This is a genomic window from Flavobacterium marginilacus, assembly GCF_026870155.1.
In the GTDB taxonomy this organism is placed as follows: domain Bacteria; phylum Bacteroidota; class Bacteroidia; order Flavobacteriales; family Flavobacteriaceae; genus Flavobacterium; species Flavobacterium marginilacus.
This window is the reverse complement of sequence record NZ_CP113975.1, coordinates 5,020,712-5,040,202: the sequence shown is the minus strand read 5'-3', so window position 1 is coordinate 5,040,202 and position 19,491 is coordinate 5,020,712. Positions and strand designations below refer to the sequence as shown.

Here is a 19,491-nt window from a genome sequence, read left to right as displayed (position 1 = left end):
TATTTTAATTTAAAGAAATAGTGTCTATTAAGCGGACATTGTTGATAAACACAGCAATAAACGCTCTGTATTTTTTGTTTTTATTTTTTCGGATGCAGGTAGAAAGAGTATCTTCATCTGCAATTTCAAAGTATTCTAAAGTGAATTGTCTATGTTTGTCGAACTCATTTTTAACCCATTGTGCTGTTTTTTGAGCACTGGTATTTGTAAATTTATTTTTGGCTTCTTTTAGTGTTTTGTAAATGATGGCTGCATCATTTCTTTGCTGCAAAGTTAAGCGTTCATTTCGAGAACTCATAGCTAAGTTGTTGGTTTCTCTTAAAATGGGGCAAACAATAATTGTTACGGGTAAATGGTTTTTCTCTACCATTTTTTTGACAATCTGTACCTGCTGAAAGTCTTTTTCCCCAAAATAGGCTCTTGCGGGCTGTACAATTTCGAAAAGAAGTTTTACAATAGTTCCAACCCCGTCAAAATGACCTGGTCTGAATTTTCCTTCCATTTTGTTTTCCAAACCTTCAAAATCAAAAGATTGTGATAACGTTTTTCCTTCATATATGTCATCGACTGTTGGAGCAAAAACAATAATATCTGGATTTATTTGAGAAATTTTGATAATATCTTCGTCTAAAGTACGAGGGTATTTTTCTAAATCTTCAGGATTGTTAAATTGTGTTGGATTTACAAAAATACTTACAACCGTTATATCATTTTCCTGAACAGACTGCTTCATTAACGACTGATGTCCTTTATGCAGAGCACCCATTGTTGGAACAAATCCAATTGAAGAATCTGTAGTCTTTACTGAACGTAAATAATCCATTAAAGCTGTTTTTCCATCGAAAATCTGCATGGCTGTTTTGTTTAAATTAGATGCAAACTTAATATTTTAGTCCATAACTGCATAAATTTTTGTAATTTTGCATGGTTTTTATTGCCAATAATTAATCAATTTATATTATGAAAGATAAGAGGATATTATATGTATCATCTGAAGTTGTGCCTTATCTCGCTGAAAATGAGGTTTCATTAATGTCTTACGACGTACCAAAAATGATTAATGATCAAGGAGGGCAAATTAGAATTTTTATGCCAAGGTATGGAAATATTAACGAGAGAAGACACCAATTACATGAAGTGATCAGGCTTTCCGGGATGAATTTGGTGGTGAATGATTTGGATATGCCTCTTATTATAAAAGTAGCTTCAATACCAAAAGAGAGAATTCAGGTTTATTTTATTGATAACGAAGAGTATTTTAAGAGAAAAGCAACATTTGCAGATGAAGAAGGGGTAATGTATCCTGATAATGATGAGCGTGCAATTTTTTTTGCTAAAGGTGTTGTTGAAACTGTCAAAAAATTAAATTGGGTTCCAGATATTATACATGTTCATGGCTGGATGGCGGCTATGCTTCCAGTTTATATGAAGCATTTTTATAAAAATGAAGCTCTTTTTTCTGATACTAAAATAGTTACCTCTGTATATAGTCAGTCTTTTGATGGAACATTAGATGCTGAAATGATTAATAAAGTTCGTTTTGACGGTATTCCTGATGAAGCTATTGCTGAGTTAGAAGTGCCTAACTACGAAAATATTATGAAAACTACAGTTCGTAATTCAGATGCTGTTATCATTGCCTCAGACGGACTCTCCCCAAGTTTAACAAAATTTATAGAATCTTCAAGTAAACCTTTTTTACCTTTGAAATTTAAGGACGAATTTGCAGTAGCTTATACTGAGTTCTATCAAAATATGTTGTTATAAATCAATCTTTTACGAATAAATATGCTTAAAAATTCTGTTTTTAAAACAATTCCTTTTATTTTTTTTATTGTTCTTTTTAACTCCTGTGATAAAGAATTTAGTGTTGTTGGTGAAGATATTGTAGGTGACAATTCTTTTAATATTGTTAAGGAAGAATTTCCGGTTGTTGCATATAATCAAAAAATAGAACCTATTCAATCTAATAATTTGGATATTAATGCTTTGGGTGTATATGATAACCCTTCTTTTGGTACCACTACTGCAACTTTTGTGACACAGCTTACAATGGCTTCAGTAAACCCAACTTTTGATTTAACGACTGCAAAAATAAAAAGTGTTGTTTTGTCTATTCCTTATTTCAGTCATAAAGATCCTGACGCAACAGTTGACAGTGAAGGAAAAACGGTGTATGTTTTAGATTCTATTTATGGGTCTGCTAAGGCCAAAATGAAGCTCAGTGTTCATGAGTCTGGTTATTTTTTGAGAAATTTGGATCCGGTGGATCAATTGACACAACCTCAAAAATATTATAACGACCAATATTCAGATTTTACTCAAAATATAATTGGGAATGCTTTAAACGATGATTCAGACACTACTCAGAATTCTGCATTCTTTTTTGATCCTTCTCAACACCCTGTGAAAACCACTACAGATGGCAAAGATGTAACAACTTGGACTCCTCCGGCAATGCAGCTGAATTTGAATAAAGCTTTTTTTACAGCTAAAATATTGAATGCACCAGCAGGCTCTTTGGTTGATAATAATGTGTTTGTAAATTATTTTAGAGGTTTGTTTTTTAATATTGAAGCTGATTCAGGTGAGTTGGCAATGATTAATTTTAAAGGAGGAAAGATAACGATTACTTATACAGAGACTGTAAGTGCGGTTGAAACTGAAAAAACATTTGTGTTGAATTTGACTGGAAATACAGTTAGTTTGTTGAATCAAAGTAATGCTAATGCCGATTATGTTTCTGCTACAAATCCAGCAAATATTAATAAAGTTCAAGGCGATTCAAATTTATATTTGAAAGGAGGTGAAGGTTCATTATCTGTTTTGAAATTGTTTAACCCAGCTGATAATCATGGGAAAGAATTGAGCGATGGTCCAAATGGTGTTTCGGATCAGCTGGATGATTTGAGAAGAAATAAATCTCTTATTAATCAGGCAAATTTAACTTTTCACTTGAATACAGCTGCTATGGGGAAAAGCGAAGTTCCTCAACGAATTTATTTGTATGATTTTAAAAACAATAAAGTTTTGGCTGATTACAGTGATTTAACAACTTCTTCAAATCACAAAAATGATAGGTTTGTTTTCGGTGGAATTATCACTAAAGAGACAGCTGCTAATGGAGGAGGATATACTTATAAATTTAGGATAACTGAGCATGTTAGAAATCTTGTGAAACGAGATTCAACGAATATAGATTTAGGATTAGTTGTTACAGAAAACATCAATAAATCTAATTTCTACACGGTAAGAGATAAAACAAAGTTTCCGTCGAAAGTTCCTATGGCATCTGTAATGAATCCATTGGGGACTATTGTTTTTGGAAATAATATTCCAAGTAATAATGAAAATTATAGCAAACGTGTAAAGTTTGAAATCTATTATACTAAAACTAATTAAGAAAAACTATGTGCGGAATTGTTGGGTATATCGGTTATAGAGAAGCTTATCCTATTGTAATAAAAGGTCTTAAGAGATTAGAATACCGTGGGTATGATAGTGCTGGGGTAATGCTTTACGATGGTGAGTCGGTAAAGTTGTCAAAAACGAAAGGTAAAGTTTCTGATCTTGAGGAAAAAGTAAAAAAAGAAATTACTACAACTGGATCGATAGGAATTGGTCATACGCGCTGGGCAACTCATGGGGTTCCAAATGATGTAAATTCGCATCCTCATGTGTCTAATTCTGGCGATTTAGTGATAATTCATAATGGTATTATCGAGAATTATGCTCCTTTGAAAGTAGAGCTGATAAAAAGAGGTTATTCTTTTACTTCTGATACGGATTCTGAGGTTTTAATTAATCTTATTGAAGAAGTTCAGAAAAACGAAAAATTAAAATTAGGAAAAGCTGTTCAGGTAGCATTAAACCAAGTAGTAGGGGCTTATGCTATTGCAGTTTTTGATAAAAAAAATCCAAATGAGATAGTTGCTGCCAGACTTGGAAGTCCGTTAGCAATTGGAATTGGTGAAGGTGAATATTTTGTTGCTTCTGATGCTTCTCCATTTATTGAATACACTTCGAATGCCGTGTATCTTGAGGATGGTGAAATGGCTAATATCAGATTACATAGACCAATGAAGGTTCGTAAAATTAAGGATGATTCTATTGTTGATCCTTATATTCAGGAGCTTCAAATGAATTTGGAGCAGATTGAAAAAGGTGGTTACGACCATTTCATGCTAAAGGAAATCTATGAGCAGCCTAGTGTAATTAAAGATACTTACCGAGGCAGATTACATGCTAACGAGGGTATAATTCAGCTTGCAGGTATAGAAGATAATGTTGAGAAATTTTTGAATGCAGACAGAATTATAATCGTTGCATGCGGTACTTCTTGGCATGCTGGTTTGGTTGCCGAATATATTATAGAAGAGTTTGCAAGAATCTCTGTCGAAGTTGAATATGCATCAGAATTCAGATATAGAAATCCAATTATAAGCAGTAAGGATGTTGTAATTGCAATTTCACAATCAGGTGAAACTGCAGATACAATGGCAGCGATAAAATTAGCAAAAGATCACGGCGCGTTTGTATTTGGAGTATGTAATGTGGTGGGTTCTTCTATTTCCAGAGAATCTCATGCGGGTGCTTATACTCACGCTGGGCCAGAAATTGGTGTCGCTTCAACAAAAGCATTTACTACTCAAATCACAGTTTTAACGATGCTTGCTCTGCGTTTGGCTAAAGCTAAAGGAACTTTGACACAGTCTGATTTTCATACCTATCTTCAGGAATTGGAAATTATCCCTGAAAAAGTGAAGGAAGCTTTGGAAACTAATGCTAAAGCAACAGAAATTGCCGCTGTTTTCAAAGACGCTCCAAATTGTTTATACCTTGGTCGTGGTTATAATTTTCCGGTTGCACTTGAAGGAGCTTTAAAACTTAAAGAGATTTCATATATACATGCTGAAGGTTATCCTGCTGCAGAAATGAAGCATGGTCCTATTGCATTGATTGATGAATTAATGCCAGTAATTGTTATTGCTCCAAAACAAGGTCACTATGATAAAATTGTGAGTAATATTCAGGAGATTAAATCAAGAAGCGGTAAGATTATAGCGGTTGTAACCAAGGGAGATAAACAAGTTCGTGAATTAGCAGACTATGTTATCGAAATTCCTGAAACATCTGACGCATTGTCGCCGCTTATAACAACTATACCGTTACAGCTTTTATCGTATCATATTGCTGTCATGAGAGGATGTAACGTGGATCAGCCGAGAAATTTAGCTAAATCTGTTACAGTTGAATAAACAGTTAAATAAAATTTTTTAAAAGCGAGAATTATTTCTCGCTTTTTTTTGTCCTATACTTTTTACGAAAACGTTGTAATTTTTATGATAAATTTAAAGAAATTGCTAAATTACTATGTATGCATAATATTTATCATGAATAATTTATTATTTTATTATTAATTATGCAATTTATTAAAATATCATATTGTTATTAATATTGGTATTTTTATGAAAATAACAATAAATTTTTTTATTTATTTTATTGATAATTAAAAAATATGCGTAATTTGGCTTCATTAACCAAAAAAAATTAGCCAAATGAGATTGTATTTACTTTTTTTAACACTATTCTTTTGCAGTATATCTTTTGCACAAAATTCAATCAAAGGAGTTGTTACGGATGAAAAAAATCAGCCGATAGCGGGTGCCAGCATTAATTTGGCAGGAACAAAGGAAGCGGCGGTTTCGGATTATGATGGCTCTTTTGTTTTAACTACTAAACAAACGCCTCCTTTTTCTCTTGAAATTAACGCTGTTGGATACACCTCTTCCAATGTTACAGCGGAATCATTAAGTCAAAAAGTCGTTGTGAAATTAAATTCAGAAGAAACAAAATTAAACGAGATTGTTGTTTCCGCTTCGAGAGCGCCGGAAAGAGTGCTTCAGTCGCCAGTGACTATTGAAAGAATGGGGATTCAGCAGGTAAAAAGCACTACTGCTCCAACCTTCTACGATGGTTTAGAGAATTTAAAAGAAGTACAGTTCAACACCAGCAGTATTTCTTTTAAAACTGTAAACACAAGAGGTTTTGCTGCGGTAGGGAATACCCGTTTTATGCAGTTAGTTGACGGTATGGACAATTCATCACCTGCGTTAAATTTTGTTTTGGGTAACTTAATTGGTCTTTCCGATATTGATGTGGCGAGTGTTGAGCTTTTGCCAGGTGCTTCTTCTGCTTTGTATGGAGCCAATGCATTTAATGGAATCTTATTCATGAATAGTAAAAGTCCGTTTATTCATCAAGGAATCAGCTCTTATGTAAAGTATGGACAGACTTCTCAGGATGCTGCGGGTACCAATGATTATTTTGATATGGGAATTAGAGCAGCAACTGCTTTTACCAAGCATTTTGCAATTAAGGCTAATTTTAATTATATGAAAGCTACTGAATGGATAGCTGATGACAGAAGAAGTGTGACTGGAGGTTCTATCGGCCATGATGGAAATCAAAATTATGATGGTTTGAATATTTATGGAGATGAAGTGACTACTTTTATTACTAATGTTGGGCAGGTAAGCAGAACAGGATATCGTGAAAAAGACTTAAATGATAATAAAGTAAATAGTGTAAAGGCAGATTTTTCTATGCATTTTAAGCCATGGGCAAATGATACTGAGATTATACTCCAATATAAATTAGGTCTTGGGAATACTATTTATCAAGGGGCAAATAGATATGCTTTGAATGATTTTTTTATGAGTCAGACTAGAATTGAAGTGAAAGGGAAAAACTTTTTTGCAAGGGCATATCAGTCTTCTGAAGACGCTGGAAATTCTTATGATATGCGTTTTGCAGGCTGGAATGTTCAAAGATTGGCTAAATCGGATACTAACTGGTTTACTGATTATGCGACCTCATTTCAATTATCGTCTGCTGTGTTGGGACTTAATGCGAATCAGGCTGCAAATTATGCTCGAACTTTTGCCGACACGAATGTTTCGCCAGGTTTGAATTTAGTGCCAAATACGGATCCAAATAATCCATCAGCACCAAGGGGAGCTCGTTTTGAACCGGGAAGCCCTGAGTTTGTTTCTGCATTAAATAGTGTAAAAAGCAACCCTGATTTAACTCAAGGGGCTAAATTTACGGATCAGTCTAAAATATACCATTCTGATGTTAATTATAATTTCAAAGACTTAATCAAATTTGCTGAATTTCAAATTGGCGGATCAGCTCGTCAATATGAAATGAATTCTGGTGGCTCTATTTTTACAGATTATGATGGCCCAATCCGCTACAATGAATTTGGGGTTTATACCCAAGCGTCAAAATTGCTTATGGAAGAACGTTTAAAAATAGTTGCATCTATCCGTTATGATAAGAGTCAAAATTTTGATGGAAATATATCTCCAAGAGTTTCTTTAGTGTATTCTGCTGGAGCTCAAAAAACTCATAATTTTAGAGCTTCATATCAAACAGGCTTTAGAAACCCGACTACACAAGATCAGTATATCGGGCTTGATTTAGGGCCATTTGCTTTAATTGGCTCTGCTCCAGAAAACCTAGTTCGTTTTTCAGAAACATTGAATGTAAGTGCAGCGGGCCAGTCAGCGGGAGCGGTTGCAACAGTGGGGATGAATGGTAATAATGCTTACGATAATTCATACACATTAGTTTCAGTTCAGGATTTTGGAAAAGCATTGGCAGATAATCCTTCTAATCTTGCCGCTGCAGCTGCAAAGTTGAAAGCTGCAAATATTAATTTGGTTCGTCCTGAGGAAGTAAAAGCTTTCGAATTAGGATATAGAACTATAATCAATAATGACTTTTCAGTAGATATTAATGGATATTATAATCAATACAATCACTTTTTAAATACTTCAAGAGTTGCAGGTGTTTATTATGGGGATGTTAACTCAGCAATTAATTTGTCAGATCCATTGAGTCCGGTTTATGCTTTAGTAAGAAGCGACAGAAGAATTTATCAAGTATACAGTAATACTTCTGCCGATGTAGCTTCGTTAGGTTTTGGTATTGGTTTGTCTAAAAAAGTCTATAAAAATTTTGAATTAGGAGCAAATTATAATTATTCTCAATTGGATTTCGATCAATCTCAAGATCCTGGATTTGTTACGGGTTTTAATACTCCAAAACATAGAGTAAAAGCATCTTTGGGAAATACCAGATTGTTTAAAAATTTTGGTTTTAATACGAATGTTAGATGGAATTCTGAGTATTTATGGCAATCTTCTTTTGGAGACGGTATGATCGAATCTGCAACAGTATTTGATGCGCAAGTTAATTATGCTCTTCCGCAGTATAAATTATTGTTTAAGGTAGGAGGGACTAATATTGGAGGAAAAGATTATATTCAAGTAATCGGTTCAGGAGCAATAGGCCAGCAATGGTTTGCTTCATTAACTATTAACCCTTAATTAAAAAGATAAGTCAAGAACTTAAAAATATACTAGTATGATAAAAAATTTCAAATGGCTGCTGTTGGTTTCTTTAAGCTTTGCAGCATGTAACGATAATGATGAGGATGTGGCTGCAGAAGTTCCTGTTACTCCAGGTTCAGCTTCTTTTGCAAAATATGTAGCGTTGGGTGATTCCTTTGCTGCGGGATATAGTGATGGCGCTCTTTTTAAGAAAGCTCAAGAAACATCTTATGTAAATATATTGGCTCAACAATTTATGCCTGCAGGCGGTACTGCAGTAACAACACCTTTTATGGTTGATAATATAGGTGGTTTTTCTAATGGAGGTGTTCAAATTCCACAGTTTGCAACTCGATTGTACTTTGATGCTAAAACAAAATCACCAATAAATGTTACAGGAATTTCCGGCACTCCAATTACGGCTCATTTGTCTGGCCAGTTTAGTAATATGGGGGTTCCAGGGGCTAAGAGTTATCATTTAATTGCGCCAGGTTACGGGAACATAGCCGGAGTATTTGCATCTCCTGCGACAGCAAGTCCTTACTTTTCTCGTTTCTCCTCTTCGCCGACTACTACAGTTTTGGCCGATGCTTTAGCGCAGTCTCCAACTTTCTTTTCTTTGTTTATCGGTGGAAATGATGTTTTAGGTTTTGCTACTACAGGCGGTGATGGAACAGATCCTATAACGCCAACTGCGACTTTTGATTTTGCATACAATACTTTGGTTACAAATTTAACTGCAAAAGGGGCAAAAGGAGTAGTGGCTAATTTGCCGTACATAACTACACTTCCTCATTTTACTACTGTTCCGTATAATCCACTTACGTCAAGTGTTCTTGGTCTTGGGAATGTGGCAGCGGGCGAGGCGGCGATTGCGGCTTTAAATGCTCAATTATATGGCCCTTTAAAGCAAGCATTAACGGCTTTTAATGCCGGTGATAGAATTAATCTGCTGTCAGCTACCGCAGCAAACCCTTTGCTGATTTCGGATGAAAATTTACCTAATTTGTCAGCTCAATTAACAGCAGCTTTTACGCCCTCTTTAGGTGCTGCAAAAGCGGCGGTTTATGGTCAGGTTTTTGGACAGGCAAGACAAGCAACAAAAGCTGATTTGGTTTTGTTGTCTACAAAAGCAGTGATTGCGGGAGCTTCAGGATATCCAGCACCATTAGATAAATTTGGAGTTACTTTTCCATTATTGGATAAACATATCCTAGTTCCCTCAGAAATTGAAGCTGTTAGAGTTGCTACAGATGCTTATAATGTTACTATTGCGGCAATAGCAGAGGCTAAAGGATTAGCTTTTGTGGATACTAAAAAAGCGATGGATCAATTGGCATCGGCAGGAGTTCGTTTTGGGAATTATCAAATGACAGCTTCTTATGCGACAGGAGGTGCTTTTTCATTAGATGGAGTTCATCCAACCCCAAGAGGATATGCTTTTATAGCTAATCTTTTTATTAATTCTATTAATGCAAAATATGGAGCAACTTTGAGAAATGTAGATTTGGCTCAATATCAGACTTTATTTCCTGCAACAATACAGTAATTAAAATTTTCAAAATAATGTTTAAAACCACCCGTTTTGTGCGAGGTGGTTTTTCTATTTTATAATAAAAATGGAGTGTTTTGTTAGTATAAAAGTGCTTAATAATCAATGTGATAAAAATTTAGCTTATTTTATAAAAAAAATATTGATTTTATATTTTAAAAAATTATCTTTGCACTCTGAAAAAAGTATCCATTCGATGTGTTTCGATGGTCTGTATTTCATAAACCTAAATAGCTATTTAATAAATACATAAGCAATGTCAAAAGTAATAGGAAAAGTTGCCCAAATCATTGGACCAGTAGTCGATGTAGTTTTCAACGGAGAAGTTGAACTTCCAAAAATTTATGATTCATTAGAAATCACTAAAAAAGACGGTACATTATTAGTACTTGAAGTACAGTCTCACATCGGTGAAAACACTGTTCGTACCATTTCGATGGACTCAACAGATGGTTTGAGCAGAGGTTATGAAGTAGTTGGAACAGGAAATCCTATCCAAATGCCAATCGGTGCAGATGTTTACGGTCGTTTGTTTAACGTAATCGGTGATGCAATTGATGGTCTGCCAGCTTTACCAAAAACAGGTGAAAGCGGAACACCAATCCACAAGCAAGCGCCAAAATTCGAGGATTTATCTACGTCTTCTGAAGTTTTATTTACAGGTATCAAAGTAATCGATTTGATCGAGCCTTATGCAAAAGGAGGTAAAATTGGATTGTTTGGCGGTGCTGGAGTAGGTAAAACAGTATTGATTCAGGAGCTGATTAACAATATCGCAAAAGGTCACGGCGGACTTTCTGTATTCGCAGGAGTAGGAGAAAGAACACGTGAAGGGAATGACTTACTTCGTGAGATGTTGGAGTCAGGAATTATAAAATATGGTGAAGATTTCATGCACTCTATGGAAAATGGAGGATGGGATTTATCTAAAGTAGATTTACAGGGAATGAGAGAGTCTAAAGCTACTTTCGTTTTCGGACAAATGAATGAGCCACCGGGAGCTCGTGCACGTGTTGCACTTTCTGGATTGTCTATCGCTGAGTATTTCCGTGATGGAGCTGGTTCTGACCAAGGAAAAGACGTTCTTTTCTTCGTTGACAACATCTTCCGTTTTACACAAGCAGGTTCTGAGGTTTCGGCTCTTTTAGGCCGTATGCCGTCTGCGGTAGGTTACCAGCCAACTCTTGCTACAGAGATGGGTGCAATGCAGGAGCGTATTACATCTACAAACAAAGGATCTATTACATCTGTACAAGCGGTTTACGTACCTGCGGATGACTTAACTGACCCGGCACCAGCAACAACGTTTGCTCACCTTGATGCTACTACAGTATTGTCTCGTAAAATTGCTGAGTTAGGTATCTATCCAGCGGTGGATCCATTGGATTCTACTTCAAGAATCTTGGCACCTCACATTATTGGTAACGAACACTATGACTGTGCACAAAGAGTAAAAGAAATTCTTCAAAAATACAAACAATTGCAGGATATCATCGCCATCCTTGGTATGGAAGAGTTATCTGAAGATGATAAATTAGCAGTTGCTAGAGCTAGACGTGTACAGCGTTTCTTATCTCAGCCTTTCCACGTTGCTGAGCAGTTCACAGGATTAAAAGGTGTATTAGTTGATATCAAAGATACTATCAAAGGATTTAATATGATTATTGACGGTGAATTAGATCACTTGCCAGAATCAGCTTTTAACCTTAAAGGTACTATTGAAGAAGCTATCGAGGCTGGAGAAAAAATGTTGGCAGAAGCGTAATTGGTTGTCAGTTGTTAGTTATCAGTTGTTAGAAAACAACGACGAACCATCAACCATCAACTACTAACTAAAAAATTATGATTTTAGAAATAGTATCACCAGAAGCGAAATTATTTTCAGGAGAAATCACTTCTATTTCTGTTCCGGGAATAGATGGACGTTTTCAAATGCTGAATAATCACGCACCAATAGTTTCATTGCTGCAAAAAGGAACGGTTAATATTACAGCTCCTAGTTTTGATTTAAGCGAAGAGGCAGCAGGTTTGTTTACAAAGATTAATGATCAGAATTATACTTTGGAAATTGCCTCTGGAACTCTTGAGTTAAAAGACAATAAGGTAATTGTTTTAGCAGACTAAGATATTCAGAATTAATAAATTAAAATGCTCGGCTTAGGTCGGGCATTTTTTTTGTTTAAAATTGTCTGATGGTAAAAATTGTTGTTTTTTCTTGCCTGAAAGTTTAAAAGACATTGAGTCTGCCCTAATTTGGGTCTGCTGAAAAAGTATGTTTTTTTGCTATTTCTGGATTAAAGACGGGAAAATACGGCATAAACCTTGGCTTGCAATACTATCACGGTTTGGTTCCGCTTTTAAAGGGTGAGGACAGTCCAAACCAGTTTAATCGTTCCTTGTACATAACGGCTGGTCTTACGATTGGAAAAGCAATAGCAGCTAAAAAAGCTGAGGAGAAAATGAAGAAGGCGGATGGGGTTAGTGAATAAGATAAACAGACCTAACAGGTTTTAAAAACATAAGTGTTCGGAAGACTTCAAAAGCTATATATTTCGTCAACATATTACCCCCAAAGTAGGTCATTCCGAGGAACGAGGAATCTCTGCAAGTAATTCCGCAATCAAAATCCCCAATCTTTGTCGAGCTTCTAACGGAGATTCCTCGTTCCTCGGAATGACAATATTACGTAAAATAGGGCGTTTCTTGTCGTATTCAACTCTTCCGAACACTTATGTTTTTAAAACCTGTTAGGTCTTTTAATAAAAATAGGATTGGTTTTCATAACTTTGTTTTATGAATTTTCCAAAAAACCTTACCGATAAACTCGAAACCAGAAAGAAAAATAAATCACTTAGGTTACTTCCAAAACCTAATGACTTAATTGATTTTTCTTCGAATGATTATATCGGTTTTTCAAAATCGGAAGCAATTTTCGATGCAGTCCATCAATTTTTATTGGATCATAACATAAAAAGTAATGGTGCAACCGGATCACGATTGATTTCTGGGAATCATGTTTTATATTCTGAAACAGAAAATCATATTGCCCAATTTCATCAGTCGGAGTCGGCTTTGCTTTTTAATTCCGGTTACGATGCTAATGTTGGTTTTTTTAGCTCCGTTCCCCAAAAAGGCGATTTGATTTTGTATGATGAACTCTGTCATGCTTCGATTCGGGATGGAATACAATTATCGAATGCTAAATCCTATAAATTCAAGCACAATGATTTTGAGGATTTGGAGCGATTAATTTCCAAAGCCATAACAGATATCTCTCAACTGATTATTTACATTGTGACCGAATCGGTTTTTTCGATGGATGGTGATTGCCCTAATATGGAAGAATTAACAGCTGTTTCGGAGAAATACAATTGTTATTTGGTTGTTGACGAAGCCCATGCTTTAGGCGTTTTCGGTGACAAAGGTGAAGGATTGATTCAGTATCTGCATTTACAAGACAAAATATTTGCCCGAATTATGACTTTTGGTAAAGGCTTGGGGTGTCATGGAGCAGTGGTCTTGGGTTCATCAACATTAAAATCGTACCTCGTTAATTTTGCCCGAAGTTTTATTTACAGCACGGGACTTTCTCCTCATTCGGTTGCTGCTATTTTAATGGGTTACCATCATTTGGAAAAAGATAAACAAGCGATTGAAACTCTTCGGGAGAATATTGTTTTTTTTAATCAGGTGAAAAAAATGTTGTGTTTGAGTCCGATTTTTATCCGAAGCAAATCGGCAATACAAAGTGCCATCGTTCCTGGAAATAAAAAGGTAAAAAGCATTGCTGCTTCGCTTCAGCAAAATGGTTTTGACGTCAAAGCGATTCTTTCACCTACAGTTCCTGAAGGGCAGGAACGACTGCGTTTTTGTATCCATAGCTTCAATTCAAAAGAAGAAATTTCATCTCTAATTGCCTGCTTTTCCTCACTTCTTTAAAAAAACATTATATTTTTTTGTAACGTTTTAATTGTTTGATTACTTACGAGTCGTAAAAAAATCAATCATCAATCAAAAAACAAACAAATTATGAAAAATGTATTTAAATCAATTGTAGCTGTCACAGTATTAGCCTTTAATTTTGCAGTTAATGCGCAAACTCAAAAAAATGAAAATTCGGTATTGTGGGAAGTATCGGGTAATGGATTGGTAAAACCATCCTATCTTTTTGGAACCATTCACATGATTTGCGGAAAAGACTTTGTGATGAAACCTAAAACTGCAGACGCTTTTGCGAAAACTGCGAAACTGGTTTTAGAAATTAATATGAGTGATGTCGACGAGTTGAAAATAGTTCAACAGGCAGCAGTTGGTAAAGAACCTTTGTCTAAAACATTGTCCACAAAACAAATTGTACAATTGGAAGAAGTGTTAAAAAATAACGGAGGACTTACTTTGGCTCAGGTTGACAGCTATACTCTGGAAACGGTTATGAGTTTATTGTTTATGAAATCGTTTGGCTGTACCGATTTAAAATTTTATGAAATGGAATTTCTTGCTAAAGCCAAAGAAAGCAATAAACCAATTGTTGGACTCGAAAAAGCTACAGAGCAATTGGATATTTTAAGCAAATCATTTACTGAGGATGAATTGATCGCTTATTTGCAAAAGATTGATAGCAATATGACTGAAACCATGATAAAAGAATATACTAGTGAAAATATAGATGGGCTTTATGCAATGACAACAGACAAAGAATTGATGTCCGCAACTACTAAAGAAACATTATTGAATAACAGAAATGTGAATTGGTTGAAAATAATGCCTGAAATGATGCAAAAAGAAAGTGTCTTCTTTGCAGTGGGGTCGGCACATTTAGCAGGAGATCTTGGAGTAATCAATTTATTAAAGAAGGCTGGATATACAGTAAAACCTATAATGAATTAAAATTTTGAAAACTAAAGAGCAGGAATTTTTAAACCGAATTGAGCAGCACAAAGGAATACTCTACAAGGTTTCCAAGATGTATATGGATAATCCGGACGATCAGCAGGATCTGTTTCAGGAGATTGTCCTGCAGCTTTGGAAAGCCTATGAGAGTTTTAAAGGTGAAAGCCAATTTTCGACTTGGATGTACAGAGTGGCAATTAATACATCAATTGTTTTTTTGAAAAAGGAAAAACGAAAAGTTGATAAATACGAAATAGCATCTGAAAATATCAAGGAAGAAGAAAGCGATTCTGATCACAAAGAAAGTCAGCTTCATCATTTTTATAAAGCTGTTCAGGAATTGGACAAAATTGACAAAGCTATTATTTTCTATCAGCTTGAGGGATTTTCACATAAAGAAATAGGAGTTAATTTGGGTATTTCAGAAGGAAATGCAAGGGTTAAATTGAACAGAGCAAAAGATAAATTAAAAGAAATTATAAAAAAACAAGGTTATGGACTTTAACGATATACAATCAGCTTGGAAGAATGAAAAAACTGAAAATGTAACTCTTCCTACCCATTTGGATAAAATAAATTCGGCAAATATGCCTTTGGAAATAATTAAAAACAACTCAAAAAAGGAATTTTTCTATCAAATCATTTCCATTGTATTGATTGGATTTGTTCCTGTCATTTTTGATTTTCCTGTGAATGCATTTGCTGGATTCTATTTACTTTTCTCCATATTTGTGGCAGTTTGCATTTATTATTTGGTGAAGTTATTTATGTTTTATAAAAGATTAGACAAGACTACTTTAAACACCAAAGACAGTTTGTATGAAACTTATTTTGACATTAGGCTGAATATGGAGCTGTATAAAACTTTCGGATTTGCATTAATACCATTTCTTATATTGTTTTTATTAGGGTTTATGCATTATAAAATTCCTGATTTTTTTGCTAAAGGAATAAATAGTACTCCCTTTTTGATTACTACATTTTCAGTCGTTATTTTTTCAATCCTATTTATGGGTTTAGCTCTCGAATGGTGGGTGCACTTTTTTTATGGAAAGTATGCCAAAGAAATTCGGAAAGTTCTTGATGAATTAAAAGAAGAATAATAAAACGTAACCCATTGTAATGATGGGTTTGTTTTTTTATTGGTATTTTTGTGCTTCTAAATGGTATAACTCAAAGATTCACAAAAAAACAAGATGATATGCGAAGAGTAATTTAAAACTTTGCGAAATAAAAATCTATGAAACTATTCATCACAGGAATTTCTACCGATGTAGGCAAGACTATTGCCTCAGCTATTATTGTCGAAGCTCTCGGGGCTGATTACTGGAAACCAATCCAAGCAGGTGATCTGGATAATTCTGATAGCCATAAGGTAGAATCTTATGTCTCTAATACTAAGTCAAAATTTCATGCGAATGCATATGCATTAAATACACCTGCAAGTCCGCACCTTGCTGCAGAAATTGATGGTGTTGTTATTGATTTGCAGAAAATAAAAGAACCGAAAACTGATAACCGCCTGGTTATAGAAGGAGCAGGAGGTATTTTTGTTCCATTGAACGATTCAGAATGCGTTATTGATTTGATTCAGCCTGATTATAAAGTGATTGTGGTGTCAAGACATTACCTAGGGAGTATTAATCATACCTTGCTTACAATTGAATCTTTGCTTAATCGTAAAATAGCGATAGGAGGAATTGTTTTTTCGGGAGATGAAAATAAATCTACTGAATCTATTATTCTGAATAAAACACGCCTCAAATGTATCGGTAGAATAGAACAGGAGCCTTATTTTGATAAAAATGTTATCAAAGAATATGCAGATAGGTTTCGTGATCAACTTTTACAATTATAATGACAAGATCAATGTCAAAAATCAATACTAAGTTCTAACGATTTGTTTGTAATACCAATCTAAAATCATAAATCGTTAATCAATAATCTGAAATCAAATGACTTTAATCGAAAAAGACAGCCAGTATCTTTGGCATCCATATACGCAGCACAAAACAGCAGCAATTCCCATTGCGATAACTAAAGGAGAAGGAGCATTACTTTGGGACGAAAACAATAAAGAATATGTTGATGCCATCGCTTCATGGTGGGTTAATCCTTACGGACATTCCAATAAGTTTATTGCTGATGCGATTTACAAGCAACTGACTACGCTGGAACACGTTTTGTTTGGAGGATTTACGCATGAACCTGCCATTGTTTTGGCTGAAAAGCTGCTGGCCATTTTACCAGATAACCAAAAGAAAGTATTTTTTTCCGATAATGGTTCCACATCTGTTGAAGTAGCGATTAAAGTAGCTCTGCAGAATTTTTATAATAAAGGGCAAAAGAGAACAACTATTATTGCTTTCGAAAATGCTTTTCATGGTGATACTTTTGCGGCAATGGCAGCAAGCGGCATTTCGTTTTATACGCAGGCTTTTCAAGGAATGTTTATTGATGTGGTCCGGATTCCTGTACCGGTGAAAGGGCAGGAACAATTAAGTTTTGATAGGCTGAATGAAGTAATCAAAAACAATAATTGTGCAGGATTTATATTTGAACCCTTGGTGCAGGGAGCTGCTGGAATGGTGATGTATGAACCCGAAACATTAGATCAACTGCTTAAAATCTGCCAAGATAATGATGTGCTAACAATAGCAGACGAAGTGATGACAGGTTTCGGCAAAACCGGAAAAACATTTGCCTGCGATTATTTGGAACTAAAGCCAGATATGATGTGTCTCTCCAAAGCATTGACAGGCGGAACCATCCCGATGGCAATTACTACTTTTACCCAAGATCTTTTTGATGCTTTTTATGACGAGGATATCAATAAGGCATTATTCCACGGACATACTTTTACCGCTAATCCTACAGGCTGTGCTGCCGCATTGGCTAGTTTATCTTTGCTCGAAACCGAAGAAATGCAGCAAAATTTAATCCGAATTCATAAGAGACATTTAGAATTTCAAAAAAAGACTGAAAGCCATCCGATGGTTACTACTACTAGAGTGCTGGGCGTTATTTTTGCATTGGAAATAAAAACAGAAACTTCGGCGAGTTATTATGGAACGCTACGTAACAAGCTTTACGATTTTTTTATTGAAAATGGTGTGATTTTGAGACCTGTTGGGAATATTGTTTATATTTTACCACCATATGTAATTACTGATGTACAATTGGATAAAGTGTATGAAGTGGTTGTAAATGCTTTGGAAATAGTTTAGTTATTACCCGCGGATTTGATGGGTTAAACAGATTTGCACAGATGTTTAATTATTTTGCAGACTTTGCCTAAAACTTTCCGACCTTTGCGATTAAATCAGAATATAATATTTTGTCACAAATTATCTCCATAACAGCCATAGCTTCCATTTCGTCTCTGGGAAATTCATCTGAAACGATCTGGGAAAATTACCTTTCCGAAAATCCATGTTTTTCTACTCAGTTTTTGGACCATCAGAATACGGCTGTAGCTGTTCTTGATGCTGATTCGTTAGCTGAAATTGAAAATCTGCAGCAATCAGATATAAAATATAAATCTTTAGATCAATCTGTTTTGTTTGCGATGGCAGCTTCCCGCAAAGCAATTGAAAAAGCCGGCTGGACACAAGGAGATGAATTCGGAATCAACATTGGTTCTTCACGGGGTGCTACCGATTTGTTTGAAAAACATTTTCTGGAGTATTTGGAGACAGGAAAAGCGCAGACTTTGGCATCGCCAACAACTACTTTGGGGAATATTTCCTCTTGGGTCGCGCATGATCTGCAAAGTACAGGACCTGAGATTTCACATTCTATTACCTGTTCGACGGCTTTGCACGCCGTTCTTAATGGTGTTGCCTGGTTAAGAGCCGGAATGGCTGATAAATTTTTGGTCGGAGGAAGTGAAGCTCCTTTGACAGATTTTACTATCGGTCAGATGCGTGCTTTGAAAATCTACTCCAAAAGTGATGAAAAATATCCAAACCGAGCTTTGGATTTGGACAAAAAACTAAACACCATGATTTTGGGCGAAGGCGCTGGAGTATGCTGTCTTGAAATCGGTAAAAAAGACAATGCCATTGCTTTTATTGAAGGTATTGGTTATGCTACTGAAATTTTGGAGCATAATATTTCGATATCGGCTGAAGCTGTCTGTTTTCAGAAATCAATGAAAATGGCTTTGCAGAATAGTAATGTTTCCGAAGTTGATGCCATCGTAATGCATGCACCGGGAACCATAAAAGGTGATTTGACAGAGTATAGAGCGATTGAAAAAATCTTCGGCGAAAGCATTCCATTATTGACTACTAACAAATGGAAAATCGGACACACTTTTGGAGCTTCAGGTATTTTGAGTATGGAAATGGCTATTTTGATGATGCAGCACAATGAGTTTATCGGAGTTCCTTTTGCGGAAGCGCAAAAACAGACGAAACCAATAAAGAAAGTTTTGGTCAATGCGGTTGGTTTTGGCGGGAATGCGGTGAGCGTTCTGTTGAGTATTTAAAAATAGAATAAATTTTTTGGCAGTAAATTTTATAGATTTAGCAGACTCGCACAGATAATTTAAATTTCAATGCGGCTTAAAAATGAAATGTAAGGAATTCGTAGATTAAGGTTTGATGTTTTTTTTATTTATCTTTGTTATAATTTAATCTTTGTATT

The 19,491-nt window shown here is 35.3% G+C and carries 15 protein-coding genes; 14 read left to right on the top strand and 1 reads right to left on the bottom strand.

What is annotated here, in order from left to right; all coding sequences use genetic code 11:
- Positions 1-4 precede the first annotated feature (4 nt).
- Positions 5-853, bottom strand: coding sequence for a pantoate--beta-alanine ligase (gene panC / locus OZP07_RS20925; protein WP_281636629.1), 849 nt, complete (start codon positions 851-853; stop codon positions 5-7).
- A 107-nt stretch (positions 854-960) separates the two neighbouring features.
- Between panC and OZP07_RS20920 the strand changes: the two genes are divergently transcribed.
- From OZP07_RS20920 to OZP07_RS20855, 14 genes are all read left to right on the top strand, one after another.
- Positions 961-1,767, top strand: a complete 807-nt coding sequence (locus OZP07_RS20920) for a glycogen/starch synthase (protein WP_281636628.1) — start codon at positions 961-963, stop codon at positions 1,765-1,767.
- A 21-nt stretch (positions 1,768-1,788) separates the two neighbouring features.
- Positions 1,789-3,402 (top strand): BamH family beta-barrel-assembly machinery protein, encoded by a 1,614-nt coding sequence (gene bamH, locus OZP07_RS20915; protein WP_281636627.1) that lies wholly within the window; start codon positions 1,789-1,791, stop codon positions 3,400-3,402.
- A gap of 8 nt (positions 3,403-3,410) precedes the next feature.
- A complete protein-coding gene (gene glmS, locus OZP07_RS20910; protein WP_281636626.1) occupies positions 3,411-5,258 on the top strand; it encodes a glutamine--fructose-6-phosphate transaminase (isomerizing) in 1,848 nt (615 codons plus the stop codon).
- A 300-nt stretch (positions 5,259-5,558) separates the two neighbouring features.
- On the top strand, positions 5,559-8,396 hold the full coding sequence (locus tag OZP07_RS20905; protein ID WP_281636625.1) for a carboxypeptidase-like regulatory domain-containing protein: 2,838 nt from the start codon (positions 5,559-5,561) through the stop codon (positions 8,394-8,396).
- A gap of 37 nt (positions 8,397-8,433) precedes the next feature.
- On the top strand, positions 8,434-9,948 hold the full coding sequence (locus OZP07_RS20900) for an SGNH/GDSL hydrolase family protein (protein ID WP_281636624.1): 1,515 nt from the start codon (positions 8,434-8,436) through the stop codon (positions 9,946-9,948).
- Positions 9,949-10,207: 259 nt separating this feature from the next.
- On the top strand, positions 10,208-11,716 hold the full coding sequence (gene atpD, locus OZP07_RS20895; protein ID WP_281636623.1) for a F0F1 ATP synthase subunit beta: 1,509 nt from the start codon (positions 10,208-10,210) through the stop codon (positions 11,714-11,716).
- A gap of 77 nt (positions 11,717-11,793) precedes the next feature.
- Complete coding sequence (locus tag OZP07_RS20890) at positions 11,794-12,075, top strand: F0F1 ATP synthase subunit delta/epsilon (RefSeq protein ID WP_281636622.1); 282 nt, start codon at positions 11,794-11,796, stop codon at positions 12,073-12,075.
- 669 nt (positions 12,076-12,744) lie between these two features.
- Positions 12,745-13,890 carry an aminotransferase class I/II-fold pyridoxal phosphate-dependent enzyme gene (locus tag OZP07_RS20885; RefSeq protein WP_281636621.1) on the top strand — a complete coding sequence of 382 codons (1,146 nt, stop codon included), beginning with the start codon at positions 12,745-12,747 and terminating at the stop codon, positions 13,888-13,890.
- 90 nt (positions 13,891-13,980) lie between these two features.
- Positions 13,981-14,838: a TraB/GumN family protein gene (locus tag OZP07_RS20880; protein ID WP_281636620.1), complete on the top strand. Its 858-nt coding sequence runs from the start codon at positions 13,981-13,983 to the stop codon at positions 14,836-14,838.
- Between the two features lie 4 nt (positions 14,839-14,842).
- The gene (locus OZP07_RS20875) at positions 14,843-15,346 is read left to right on the top strand and encodes an RNA polymerase sigma factor (protein ID WP_194642352.1); all 504 of its coding nucleotides are present in this window, start codon (positions 14,843-14,845) and stop codon (positions 15,344-15,346) included.
- A complete protein-coding gene (locus tag OZP07_RS20870; RefSeq protein ID WP_281636619.1) occupies positions 15,336-15,944 on the top strand; it encodes a hypothetical protein in 609 nt (202 codons plus the stop codon). The genes OZP07_RS20875 and OZP07_RS20870 overlap by 11 nt, the downstream gene beginning before the upstream one ends.
- A gap of 137 nt (positions 15,945-16,081) precedes the next feature.
- Positions 16,082-16,699: a dethiobiotin synthase gene (gene bioD, locus OZP07_RS20865; RefSeq protein ID WP_281636618.1), complete on the top strand. Its 618-nt coding sequence runs from the start codon at positions 16,082-16,084 to the stop codon at positions 16,697-16,699.
- A gap of 97 nt (positions 16,700-16,796) precedes the next feature.
- Positions 16,797-18,068: an adenosylmethionine--8-amino-7-oxononanoate transaminase gene (gene bioA, locus OZP07_RS20860; protein ID WP_281636617.1), complete on the top strand. Its 1,272-nt coding sequence runs from the start codon at positions 16,797-16,799 to the stop codon at positions 18,066-18,068.
- 110 nt (positions 18,069-18,178) lie between these two features.
- Positions 18,179-19,333, top strand: a complete 1,155-nt coding sequence (locus OZP07_RS20855) for a beta-ketoacyl synthase N-terminal-like domain-containing protein (RefSeq protein WP_281636616.1) — start codon at positions 18,179-18,181, stop codon at positions 19,331-19,333.
- Positions 19,334-19,491: the final 158 nt, after the last annotated feature.